We start from the raw sequence: 11,914 nt of genomic DNA on the forward strand, positions 1-11,914 counted from the left end.
GCAGGGGTTGTCAAGGCTGGAAAGAGTACCTTGACAACCCCTGATCGGCCGCCGAACTGGGCTGGGGATCGGGGGTGGGGAGGGGCCTGGGCGGGCTGCTGAGGGCGTTGCGTTGGCGGCCGGCGGCGGGGTGCGGGTAAAGAGAAACGCTCGGGGCGTGGCGCCCCGAGCGTCTGTCCTCAGTAGACCGTCCAGCCCTAGAGGTGGTCCGCGTCCACGATCGCTCGCGTGAACGGTTGCGGCGCCTCCTGCGGCACGTTGTGCCCGATGCCGGCGAACACGCGGTGGTCGTACTTGCCCGTGAACTTGCTCCGGTACGCCGTGCCGTCCGCCGCCGCGCCGTCGAAGTCGCTGCCGATCGTGATCGTGGGGACCGTGATCGCCGGCGCGGTCTGCAGCTTCTGCTCGTAGACGTCGTACTGCGGCTCGCCCGGGGCCAGACTGAGCCGCCAGCGGTAGTTGTGCACCACGATCGCCACGTGGTCCGGGTTCTCGAACGCCGCCGCGCTGCGGTCGAACGTCGCGTCGTCGAAGTTCCACGCCGGGGACGCGTTCTTCCAGATCAGCTTGTTGAAGTCGTGCCGGTTCATCGTGTAGCCCAGCACGCCGCGCTCGGTCGCGAAGTAGTACTGGTACCACCAGCCCAGCTCAGCCGCGGGCGCCAGCGGCTGCTGGTTCGCCGCCAGGTTCGTGATCAGGTAGCCGCTCACCGCGACCAGCGCCTTGACCCGCTCCGGCCACAACGCGGCGATGATCGCGGCCGTGCGTGAACCCCAGTCGTAGCCGCCGAAGGCCGCCTTGTCGATCTTGAGCGCGTCCAGCAGGGCGATGACGTCGAGCGCGATCGCCGACTGCTGCCCGTTGCGCACGGTCTGCGCCGAAAGGAACGTGGTGCTGCCGTACCCGCGCAGGAACGGCACGATCACCCGGTAGCCCTGGGCGGCCAGCAGCGGCGCGACGTCGACATAGCTGTACGGGTCGTAGGGCCAGCCGTGCAGCAGCACCACCGGCTGCCCGGTCGCCGGCCCGAACTCGAAGTAACCCATGTCCAGCACCCCGGCGGTGACCTGCTTGACCGGGCCGAGCGAGGTGTGCTCGCCGGAGCCCGTCCGCAGGTCCGCGCCCGTCGCCGGAGCGGGAGCCGCGGCGGGCGCCCCCTTCGGCGAGCACGCGGCCAGCGACGCCGCCGCCGCGCCCGCCGCGATCGTCTGCCCGAACAGTCTCCTGCTGATCATCTCGAAACTCTCCCGTGCGAGGTACCCGTTGACGTCGACGACGCTAGGCACCACGCACGGGGTTCCGCGCCCGTCGGATGACGCTGCGCGTGTACGTCACCCCAGGTTTTCCAGGATCCCGGCCAGGTCGGCGCGGGAGCTCACACCCAGTTTCGGGAAGATCCGGTGCAGGTGGGTGCCGACCGTGCGGTGCGACAGGTACAGCCGCTGCCCGATCTCCCGGTTGGTCAGCCCCTGCGCGGCCAGCTCGGCGATGCTCAGCTCGTGCGGCGTCAGCTTCTCCCGCGCGTCCGGGCCGCGGTTCGGGCTCGACTCCCCCGCGCTGCGCAACTCCCGCCGCGCCCGCTCACCCCACGCGGTCATCCCGAGCGCGTCGAACGTCTCCCGCGCGGTCCGCAGGTGCGTCCGCGACTCCACCACCCGCCGCTGCCGCCGCAACCACTCCCCGAACGCCAGGTGCACCCGCCCGCGCTCGGCCGGCCACCCGGTCAGATCCGCCCGCAACGCCTCCAGGAACAGCTCCTCGGCGTCGTCGGTGGAGGCCAGCACCGCCCGCGCGTACCGCAGTCCGATGTGGAGCGCCGGGGACGAGGTCGTCTTCCCGAGCGGTTCCATCTCCGCCAGGATGTCCCGCATCGTGTCGCTCTGTCCGGATCGGACCGCCGCCTCGGTCAGCTCGGCGAGGAAGTACGCCCGCAACGCCAGCTGGTAGGCCGGATCGGCCGGGTCGAGCACGCGGCGCAGGTCGGCGAACGCGTCTTCGTAGCGGCCCTCGCTCAGCGCGGTGAGCCCGCGGGCGAGCTGGACGGTCGCCAGCACCGGCCGGGCGCCCGCGGCGAGCCCGGCCCGCTCGGCCTCGTCGGCCAGCGCGGTGGCCTGCTCGTGCTCGCCCCGCAACGCGGCGATCTCGGCCTGCACCGCTGTGGCCAGGCCGAACATGAACGGCTGCTGCGTCTCCTTGGCGAGCTGGGCGGCCTCGGCGGCGATCGGCACCGCGGTGGCCAGATCGCCGAGCCGGGTGCGGCTCCACGCCTGCACGGCCAGCGCCCGCGGCAGCAGCCCGAGCAGCCCCTGGGCCCGCAGCCCCGGCGCGGCCGCCGCGGAGAACCGCGCGGCCAGGTCGAACGCTCCGACCTGCAGGGACGCGCTGCCCAGGTAGCGGTCGACCGCGGAGTTCGCCCCCGCCGAGCCGGCCAGGGTGCGCAGCCCGTCGAGCACGGTCTCGCCGCGCTCGAAAGGTGCGACGTAGGCGGCGATCGCGACCTGACGTGGATCGTCGGCGGGCAGCGGCAGCCGGTCCGACACGGCCAGCAGCGCGCGCCGGGTCTCCGGGCCGGGTTCGGACCAGAAGCAGCGCATCGCGGTGCTCCACAGGATGCGCACCGCGGCTTCGGTGTGGCCGTCGCCGGCGACCTGCGCGGCCAGTTCGCCGAGTTCCGCGACGCGCGTGATGTCCTCGCGCACCCCGTCCTCGAACGCGCTGAGCAGCCACGCCGCGGCGACCTGCTGGCGCGGGGTGAGTTCCAGGGTCTGCGCCTCGCGGACCAGCCGGTCGACCGTCTCGCGCCGGCCGCAGTCACCTGCCAGCTCCGCGGCGCGCAGCAGGCGGACCGCGCGCCGGTCCGGCCGCTCGGACAACCGGGCGGCCTGTTCGAGCGCGGCGATCGCGGCCGTGGCCGCGCCGCGGCGGCGGGCCCGTTCGGCGACGTCGTCCAGTTCCCCGGCCACCGCCTCGTCGGCGCTCGTGGTCGCGGCGGCCTGGTGCCAGGCCCGCCGGTCCGGGTGCGCGACCAGTGTCGCCGCGAGCGCCAGGTGCGCTTGCCTGCGCTCGGCGAGCGTCGCGGCCGCCGGGATGGCCGACCGCATCAGCGGGTGCCGGAACGTCACCGCCCCCACCGCGACGTCGACGAGGCCGGCGGCCACCGCCGGGGTCAGCACGTCGACCTCGACGGTGTCCTGCAGGACGAGCCCGGTGGCGGACAGCGTTTCGGCGACCGAGTCGCTCTGCCCGAGCGCCGCGACCAGCAGCGCGGTGCGGGCCGGGGCGGGCAGGTCGGCGACCCGGGCGGTGAAGGCCCGTTCCAGGCGGTCGCTGAGCGGCAGCACGGGATCGAGCACGCCCGCTTCGGCCACGGCGGCGGGCAGTTCGGCCAGCGCGAGCGGGTTGCCCGCCGCCTGGGCGAGCACCTGCTCCCGCGCCGGCGGGTCCAGGTCCGGGGCGACCGAGTCGAGCAGGCCCACGGCGTCTTCGTCGGACAGCCGCTCGACCGGCATCGGGGTCAGCCCGGCGTCCTGCAGCGGTGAGCGGTCACCGTCGCGCAGGGTCGCGATCAGGGCGACCGGCTCGGCGTCGATCCGGCGGGCCACGAAGGCCAGCACGTCGACGCTCGCGCGGTCGAGCCAGTGCACGTCCTCGGCGACGAGCAGCAGCGGCCGGTCCGCGGCCTCCTCGGCCAGCAGGGTCAGCGCCGCCAGACCGACCAGGTAGGTGCTGGGCTCGTCCCCGTCGGCGAGGCCGAGCGCGGTCCGCAACGCGGCCTTCTGCGGCGCGGGCAGCGCGTCGATCCCGGCCCGCACCGGGTAGAGCAGCTGGTGCAGGCCCGCGTAGGCGAGGTTCTGCTCGGCCTCCACCCCGGTGGCGGTCAGCACGCGCACCCCGGCGACCGACGCGGCGGCGGCTGCTTCCGCGACGAGCGCGGACTTCCCGATGCCGGCTTCCCCGGTCAGCAGGAAACCCGTGCACCCCCCCGGGCCGTCCACGAGCTCGCGAAGTCTCTTGAGCTCGGTTTCCCGTCCGAACAACCCCATCCCGCCGCACCCCTGCCCTCGATGTCCCGACGGCGACGATACCGAAATCGGTGCGCTCGGCCCGGCTCAACCGGTTCGTCCAGGCAGCGACCCGCCACGCGGTGGTGGCTGCCCAAGGAGCGGGAAATCCCCGATGCCATCAGAACAGCGGCAGCCCGTGGTCCAGGCCCAGCCGCACCCGGCCCGAGCCGCCGAAGAACTCCGGCGCCTGGTTGACGTGCTGCAACGCGGCCATCCCGTCCCGGTGCAGCCGTTCCAGCCGGTTGCCCAGGTAGAGCGAGGTGGAGCTGCCCAGCTCGTACACCGCGACGAGGGCTTCCCGGCCGACCGTCGCGGCGTGGGCCATCGCCGAGTGCAAGTCGGCGTGCAGGTTCAGCGTGACCGGCGCGCCGCGGGCTGCGGTGTCGTCGATCCGCCTGGTCACGTCGAACAGGAACAGCCGCGCGGCGCGCACCGCGGTCTCGTGGCGGGCCAGCAGCTCCTGCACGCGGGGCTGCTCGGCGAGCAGGCCGCCGAACGCGGTGGTCTTTCCGGGGGCGAGCGCGACCAGCTCGTCGATCGCCTGCTGGACGGCGCCCAGCGCGACGGCGGTGCAGCCGGCGAAGACCAGCAGGACCGGGTTGACGCGGTAGAGGGGGCGGTCCAGGCGCAGCGGCGCGGCGATGTCCGCGGTCAGCTCGGCGGGGACGAAGGCGTCCTCGACGACGACGGTGTGGCTGCCGGTCGCGCGCAGGCCGCTGACGTGCCAGGTCTGCTCGATCTTCAGCTGATCGCGCGAGACGTGGAACAGGCGCACGTGCGGGGCGGCGGCCTCGGTCATCGCGGGCTGCTCGCCGTCCATCACGACACCGAGCGGGACGAACCACTCGGCGTGGTCGACGCCGCTGACGATGCGCCACCGGCCGGACAGCCGGTAACCGCCCTCGACCGCGACGGCGGTGCCCGGCTGGCCCGCGTTGGCGAACACCGGCTCGCCGCCGCCGGTCCAGATCTTCGCGGCGCCCGCCTCGCTCAGCATCGCGGCGGTGAAGCCGAAGTTGGCGTTCCAGACGACCCACGCGGTGGCGGGGTCGATCCGGGCGAAGTGCTCGTACACGGCCAGCGCGGTGGTGACCGGGACTTCCAGCCCGCCGTACGCGGCGGGGGTGAGCAGGCTGAAGGCGCCCGACGCGCGCAGTTCCGCGACGAGGTGGTCCGGCAGGTCGCCGAGCTTCTCGGCCTCGTCCCGGGCGGCTTCGATCGCGCCCCGCAGCAGGGTGGGCAGGGCGAGTGCCCGGGTCTCCCCGGAAGTGTTGTCCGACATGGCCGCCATGGTGCCGCCGCGGTGTGTACGCGTGATCGACGCACGTCGACACCGCGTACAGCCGCTGTTCACAGCGCCGCCCTAACTTCGGCCGCATGATCAAGAAAACCGCACTCGTCGTGACCGCAGCCGCCGGACTGGCGCTGACCGTCCTGCCCGGCACGGCCGACGCCACCCCCGGCCAAGGTGTCTCGGCCGTCACGATCTTCGACCACGTCATCGGGAACACCGACTACGTGCTGAAGGAGATCACCCTCGCGCCGGGCGGCAGCACCGGCTGGCACTACCACCCCGGCCAGGTCACCGGGTACGTCAAGCAGGGTGTGCTGAGCCACAACGACTCCAGCTGCGCCAGCGATGGCGTCTACCACGCCGGGCAGATCGTCTCCGAGGAGAGCGGACCCGGATACGTCCACATCGGACGCAACCTGGGCAGCACGCCGGTCGTGCTCGACGTGCTCTACCAGAGCCCGGTCGGTCAGCCGCTCGCCGTCGACGTGCCCAACCCCGGCTGTTCCTTCGAGTGACCTCCGTCCGCGGAACGTCCATCGATCGTCAACTTCCGGTTCCTAGGGTCGGGCCCGGAAGGAAGGTGCCAGAAATGCCAGAAAAACGAAGAGCCAGACGCCTGACCGGGCTCCTGGCGGCGGCCATGCCGCTGGCCGCGCTGATCCCCCTCGCCGCGAGCGCGTCGACCCAGCTCGCGCCCGCGCAGGCCGCGACCCCGGCCTGCGCGGCGGTGCCGGTCACCGCGCCGGAGGGCACGAAGATCGAGTCGGTGCAGGCGGAACACCACGACGGCGGGACCGTCTCGTTCCCCGCCACCCCGCTGGCCCCGGCCAGCGAGATCACCGGGGTGCCGGCGTACTGCCAGATCACCGTGACGGTCACCCACACCGGCAGCGACCACGTCAAGATCGCGGTCGCGCTGCCGGAGACCGGCTGGACCGGCCGCCTGCAGGGCGTCGGCGGCAGCGCCTACGCCGCGGGCAACTTCGGCCCGCCGCTGGTGCAGGCCGTGAAGGACGGCTACACGGGCGTGACCACCGACGCCGGGGTGCGCAGCGAGCTCGACACCAGCTGGGTGGTCACCGCGGACGGCACGGTCGACCAGGCCCTGCTGACCGACTTCGCGTCCCGCTCGGTGCACGAGTCGGCCGTGATCGGCAAGGACGTCGTGCGCGAGCACTACCAGCGCGGCGTGTCGTATGCGTACTGGAACGGCTGCTCGACCGGTGGCCGTCAGGGCTACGAAGAGGCCCAGAAGTACGCGAACGACTTCGACGGCATCCTCGCCAACGCGCCCGCGGTGAACTGGACGCAGTTCGCGGTGGCGACCCTTTGGCCGCAGACCGTGATGAACAACGACCACCACTTCGTCAGCAACTGCGTGCTCGGCGCGTTCCAGCAGGCCGCGATCCAGGCGTGCGATCCCCGCGACGGGGTCACCAACGGCATCATCGACCGGCCGGACGAGTGCAGCTACGACCCGCGCTCGCTCGTCGGCAAGAAGGTGCTCTGCGACGGCCAGGAGGTCACCGTGACCACCGCCGACGCGGACGTCATGCGCAAGATCTGGAACGGCCCGACCGACGAACGCGGACGGTCGTTGTGGTCCGGGCTGCCCAAGGGCGCGGACTACACGTGGCTGGCGGGCACCGCGCCCGGCCCCGACGGGCAGCTGACCGCGCCCGGGTTCCCGGTGGCCGTGCAGTGGGTGCAGGCCTTCCTGGAGAAGCAGCCGGGCTTCGACACGTCGAAGCTGACCTACGCCCAGTACCGCGACCTGTTCCGGCAGTCGGTGCGGGAGTACGACCGGGTCATCGGCACTTCCGACCCGGACCTGTCGGACTTCCACCGCTCGGGCGGCAAGCTGATCACGTTCGTCGGGACCGCTGACCAGCTGATCCCGCCGGGCGGCACGCTCGCCTACCGCTCGCAGGTCGAGTGGCGGATGGGCGGGGCGGAGCGGGTGAACGACTTCTACCGCCTGTTCCTCGCCCCGGGTGTGCAGCACTGCGGTGGTGGCGCGGGCGCGCAGCCGGTGAACGCGCTCGGCGCGCTGGTCGACTGGGTCGAGCACGGCAAGGCCCCGGCCACGCTGGCCGCGACCACGCTGGACGGTTCGGCGTCGCGGGACCTGTGCCCGTTGCCGCAGGTGTCGCGCTACAAGGGCTACGGTGACCCGGCGCTCGCGTCGAGCTACCGCTGCACGAGGTTCTGAACACACGCGTGAGGAACGCCGTCTGCGCCGGGTTTTTCCGGTGCGGACGGCGTTTTCGCGTTCTCAGCGCGGCAGATCGCGCGAGGGGAGCATCGCGCTCCCCACACTTCAGCTCGGCAGGCCGCGCAACAGGCGCAGGATCGTGGTCGTCACCGGCGCCGGCACCCGATACTCACCGGCCAGGGTCACGACCGGGCCGAGCAGGCCGTCGTGCTCCAGCGGGCGTCCGGCCTGGCGGTCCTGCAGCATCGAGGTGGTCATGCCGGGGTCCATCCCGCTGATCCACTCGACGATCTCCCTGGCCCGCGCGCCCGTCAGGCCCACCCCGGCCGCCCTGGCGACCGCGGCGGTCTCGGCCGCCAGGTCCATCGCGATGGCACGCAGCGCCGGGTCGCCCAGCATCTCCATGCGCCGCCCGGTCAGCGCGGTGAGCGAGTTGGTCACCACGTTGATGATCAGCTTCTCCCACGAGGCGAGCCGCAGGTCGGGGCTGGTTTCCACGATGAGACCGGAACCGTCGTAGAGCCGGGCCACCCCGCGGCCGCCGTCGTCGTCGGGCACCACGATCCCGCGTCCGGTGGTCCGGCTGCGGGTGTGGCCCGGCCCGACGAGCTCGCAGTTGAGCCACGCCAGCGCCGGGACCACCGTCGCGGCGGTCAGCGGGCCCACCCGTTCCCGCTGGTCGATGCCGTTCTGCGCGACGAGGACTCCCCCGTCGGCGGGCAGTTTCGCGAGCCAGTCCGCGGCCGAGGGCGTGGCCCCGATCTTCACGGCCAGCACGGCCCAGCGCACTGGGGGCAGGTCGCCGGGCGTGGCCACCCACTTCACCGGCTCCTCGCGGCTGCCGGTCTCGTCGGTCACCACGAGGCGGTCCACTTCGGACCGTCCGCAGACGATCACGGGGTGTCCCGCGCGGGCCAGGTGGTGGCCCAGGAACGTGCCGAGCGCGCCCGCGCCGATCAGCGCGACGGGCTCGGTCGTGTTGATGGTTGTCACCATGCCGACATTAGCCGTGTTCTGTTGACGGCACGTGAACGGACAGCTGGTCGCGCACGATCTCGGCGAACCGCGGCGGCGGTGGCGGCGCGGGGCTTTCCACGAACGCGCCGGCGGCGACGTCGTAGCGGGGCGCCGGGACCGGGTCGACGACGACGTGTCCGTCCTGTCGCAATTGTCCTACATTCCGCTGCACTGCCCGGTTTGCCCACATTTCCGCGGACATCGCGGGGAAGAACACGACGTGCGCGGGAGCGGCGGTGATCGCCGCGGTCAGGAGGCTGGGCGCGGCGCCCGTCGCGGCGGCGGACAGCACGTTGGCGGTCGCCGGCAGCACCACCATCAGGTCGTGGCCGGCCGCGAGGGTCTGGTGGTTGTCCCGCGCCCACGTCGTTCGGTCGCCCGCGGTGACGACCTTGTCGGCGAACAACGCGATCGTCGACGCCGGGACGAACTCCGCGGCGGTGTGGGTCATCAGGACCGTGACGCTCCCGGGAAACGAGCCGCGCAACGCGGAGATGTACATCGGCAGCAGGGCGACGGCGGCGGAACCGCTGACGCCGATCAGCAGGCGCCCGCTGGGGGAAGGGTTCTCGGACATGGGTCCAGTGTCGACGGCGGCGGCCGGGGCGGGCTGACGATCAGTGCCCGGGTCCGTGACGTCGCGTGCCACGGCGGTACTCGCCCGGGGTGACTCCGGTCAGCGCCTTGAACGCGCGGTGCAGCTGGGCCGCGCCGGCGAACCCGGACGCGCCCGCGACGACGTCGAGCGGCCAGGACGGCTTGGCGCGCAACAGCTCCTGGGCGCGGGTGACGCGGAGCCGGCGCAGCTGCGCGCCGAACGACTCGCTGCCCGCCAGCGCGCGGAACAGGGTGCGCCGGGAGACCCCGCACGCCGCCGCCACCGTCTCGGCGTCGAGCCCGGGATCGCCGGCGTGCAGCCGCAGGAATCGCTGGATCCGTTCCCGAACGAACTCCGCGTTGCCGTCCAAATCGGACCCGGCGGCCCAGCCGAGCGCGGTGCCGACCAGGCCCAGCGCATGCGGCACGAGGTCGCGCGCCTCGGGCGCGGCGAGGTCGCCGAGCCCGGAGAGGAACGCCGTCACGACCCCGGCCGGCCCCTCCCCCGGCAGCGCCACCGCGGTGGACGCGCGCAGGTCGCGCCGGGGCAGCTGGGCCTGCGGGATGCGGATCACCAGCTGCGTGAAGGCGCCGGTGAACTCCATCGCGTAGGGCTCGGTGCTGTCGACGAACACCAGCGAGCCCGGGTCCAGCACGGCGGCGCGGCCGTGCTGAGTCACCAGGCCGCGCCCGGTGAGCTGGATGTTGGCGAGCAGGTACCCGTCGTCCTCGCCCGCGATGAGCGCGCGGTCCCGGCGCACGCTCTGCGGCTGCGCGGCCAGCCGGGACACGCCGATCCCGCCGAGGTCGGTGTGGCTGACGGTGCCGGTGAACCCCTCGTCGGCCAGCGGGTCGACGCGGACCCGGACGAAGGTGGCGCACACGAGGTCGCGCCAGTACCCGGTGGCCTCGCGGGGCTCGACGTCCGAAGTGGACCACGTGACCTGCCGCACAGCCGCTCCCCCCGGGTTTCCGACACCACGACGGTACGCCCGCGCCGTGTACGTGGCGTATACGCGGCACGTCGACCGGACGTCGGCGGCGGCCGGTCAGGCTGGCCGGGTGAAACTGGACGTGAGCGTCGCGAGGCTGACCGCCGACGTGGCGGCGCTGGCCACGGAGCCGCGTGGTTCCGTCCACGCGCCCGCCGCGATGGACCGCGCCCGCCGCTACGTCGAGGACGAGCTGCGTGCCGCCGGCTGGTCCGTGCGCCGCGACCCGTTCACGGTGCGCTGGCGGTTCGGGGTCAGCGACCGGCCGGGCACGCGCGCGATGCCGCTGAAGGTGCGCCTGCACCGCAGGCTGAGCGGGACCAACCTCATCGCGCGCCTGCCCGGCGCGACCGGCCCGGCGCTGGTCGTCGCCGCGCACCTGGACACGGTGCAGGGCAGTCCGGGCGCGGACGACAACGCCTCCGGGGTCGCCGCCGCGCTGGAGGTCGCGCGGCTGGTGCGCGCGGCCGACGAGCACGCGCCCGTGACGCTGGTCTTCCCCGACATGGAGGAACTCGGGCTGATCGGCGCGAAGGTCGCCGCGCGCCGGCTGACCGGCGTGCGGGCGGTGGTGTGCCTGGAGTCGGTCGGCTACTACTCCGACGTGCCGGGCAGCCAGCGCCTGCCCGGCGGGATGGCGCTGGCCTTTCCCACGGCGGCGCGCGAGGTGCGTGCCCGCGGCCTTCGCGGTGACTTCGCGGCCGTGATCCACCGGCGCTCCTCCGCCGCGCTCGCGCGGGCCTGGCAGACCGCGGCCGCGGCACACGGGCTGCGGTCGGTGCTGCTGCGCGACCCGCGTCCGGACGGCCCGGCCGGCGTGGCACTGGGGGTGCTCGTCCCGGTGCTCAACCACCTCGGCCGCAGCGACCACGCTGCGTTCTGGAACCGCTCGGTGCCGTCGCTGATGGTCACCGACACCGCGAACTTCCGCAACGCCCACTACCACCGTGCCACCGACCGTCCGGACACAGTGGACTACGCCCGTCTCGCCGCGGTGGCCGCGGCGACCGCCCGGATTTGCCTGGAAGAAAGAAGGACGACATGACCGACGGAACACGGAACCTGGTGCTCGTGCACGGGGCTTGGCACGGCCCGTGGTGCTGGGAACTGTTCGGGCCCGAGCTGGAGAGCCGCGGGTGGGCGGTGTCCGCCGTGGACCTGCCGAGCACGTGGGGCGACCCGGCGGCCGGGATGCGCGACGACGCGGGGGCGGTGCGGGACCACCTGGCGGCGATCGACGGCCCGGTGACCGTGCTCGCGCACTCCTACGGCGGCGTCCCGGCCACCGAGGCCGCGGGCCCTGCCGTCGAACGGATCATCTACCTCGCGGCGCACATGCTGGCGGAGGGCGAGTCCGTGATCACGCCGCTGGGCGGGCCGTGGTTCCCGGCGGACGCGGACTTCGCACCGGGCCCCGACCCGGAGCAGGCCCTCTACCCCGACGTCCCGGACGACTGGACGCGCAAGGCCGTGGGACTGTTGCGCCCGCAGAGCGCGAGGGCGTTCACCGAGGAGCTGACCCGGGCGTCGTGGCGGACGATCCCGTCGGCCCTGGTCGTCTGCGACGACGACCTGAGCCTGCCCGGGCTGTTCGTCGACCGGGCCATCGCTCAAGGCATGGCGGACGTGGTGCGGCACCTGCCCGGCGGCCACTCCCCGTTCCTGTCCCGGCCCGCCGAACTGGCTGAACTGGTCGGCGAGGTGACGGCGGCACTGCCAGTCGTGGGGTAACTTG

At 73.4% G+C, this 11,914-nt stretch carries 10 protein-coding genes; 4 read left to right on the forward strand and 6 right to left on the reverse strand.

Annotation, left to right across the window (positions count from 1 at the left end):
• Positions 1-197 precede the first annotated feature (197 nt).
• The 3 genes from ABZ193_RS23685 to ABZ193_RS23695 all read right to left on the reverse strand — a co-directional run bounded on the left by ABZ193_RS23685 (position 198) and on the right by ABZ193_RS23695 (position 5,346).
• A complete protein-coding gene (locus ABZ193_RS23685) occupies positions 198-1,235 on the reverse strand; it encodes an alpha/beta hydrolase (protein WP_354711472.1) in 1,038 nt (345 codons plus the stop codon).
• A gap of 96 nt (positions 1,236-1,331) precedes the next feature.
• Positions 1,332-4,043: an AAA family ATPase gene (locus ABZ193_RS23690; protein WP_354711473.1), complete on the reverse strand. Its 2,712-nt coding sequence runs from the start codon at positions 4,041-4,043 to the stop codon at positions 1,332-1,334.
• 139 nt (positions 4,044-4,182) lie between these two features.
• Positions 4,183-5,346 carry an acyl-CoA dehydrogenase family protein gene (locus ABZ193_RS23695; RefSeq protein ID WP_354711474.1) on the reverse strand — a complete coding sequence of 388 codons (1,164 nt, stop codon included), beginning with the start codon at positions 5,344-5,346 and terminating at the stop codon, positions 4,183-4,185.
• A gap of 95 nt (positions 5,347-5,441) precedes the next feature.
• Here ABZ193_RS23695 and ABZ193_RS23700 point away from each other — a divergent pair, with 95 nt between their 5' ends.
• Both ABZ193_RS23700 and ABZ193_RS23705 read left to right on the forward strand, forming a co-directional pair.
• Positions 5,442-5,873 carry a cupin domain-containing protein gene (locus tag ABZ193_RS23700; RefSeq protein ID WP_020419291.1) on the forward strand — a complete coding sequence of 144 codons (432 nt, stop codon included), beginning with the start codon at positions 5,442-5,444 and terminating at the stop codon, positions 5,871-5,873.
• Between the two features lie 74 nt (positions 5,874-5,947).
• A complete protein-coding gene (locus ABZ193_RS23705; RefSeq protein WP_354711475.1) occupies positions 5,948-7,570 on the forward strand; it encodes a tannase/feruloyl esterase family alpha/beta hydrolase in 1,623 nt (540 codons plus the stop codon).
• 108 nt (positions 7,571-7,678) lie between these two features.
• On the opposite strand, the gene ABZ193_RS23710 is transcribed toward ABZ193_RS23705, so the two are convergent.
• Genes ABZ193_RS23710 through ABZ193_RS23720 form a run of 3 tightly spaced genes read right to left on the reverse strand, consistent with a single transcriptional unit; the run spans position 7,679 to position 10,140 of the window.
• Positions 7,679-8,569 (reverse strand): 2-dehydropantoate 2-reductase, encoded by an 891-nt coding sequence (locus ABZ193_RS23710; protein WP_354711476.1) that lies wholly within the window; start codon positions 8,567-8,569, stop codon positions 7,679-7,681.
• Positions 8,570-8,576: 7 nt separating this feature from the next.
• Entirely contained in the window at positions 8,577-9,167 is a 591-nt protein-coding gene (locus ABZ193_RS23715) for a flavoprotein (RefSeq protein ID WP_354711477.1), read from the reverse strand.
• A gap of 40 nt (positions 9,168-9,207) precedes the next feature.
• Complete coding sequence (locus tag ABZ193_RS23720) at positions 9,208-10,140, reverse strand: AraC family transcriptional regulator (protein WP_354711478.1); 933 nt, start codon at positions 10,138-10,140, stop codon at positions 9,208-9,210.
• Positions 10,141-10,186: 46 nt separating this feature from the next.
• Between ABZ193_RS23720 and ABZ193_RS23725 the strand changes: the two genes are divergently transcribed.
• Both ABZ193_RS23725 and ABZ193_RS23730 read left to right on the forward strand, forming a co-directional pair.
• Positions 10,187-11,224 carry a M28 family peptidase gene (locus ABZ193_RS23725; protein ID WP_354711480.1) on the forward strand — a complete coding sequence of 346 codons (1,038 nt, stop codon included), beginning with the start codon at positions 10,187-10,189 and terminating at the stop codon, positions 11,222-11,224.
• Positions 11,221-11,910, forward strand: coding sequence for an alpha/beta hydrolase (locus ABZ193_RS23730; protein WP_354711481.1), 690 nt, complete (start codon positions 11,221-11,223; stop codon positions 11,908-11,910). Before ABZ193_RS23725 ends, ABZ193_RS23730 begins: the two co-directional genes overlap by 4 nt.
• Positions 11,911-11,914 lie beyond the last annotated feature (4 nt).

Source organism: Amycolatopsis sp. NPDC006125 (genome assembly GCF_040614195.1).
Taxonomy (GTDB): domain Bacteria; phylum Actinomycetota; class Actinomycetes; order Mycobacteriales; family Pseudonocardiaceae; genus Amycolatopsis_E; species Amycolatopsis_E tucumanensis.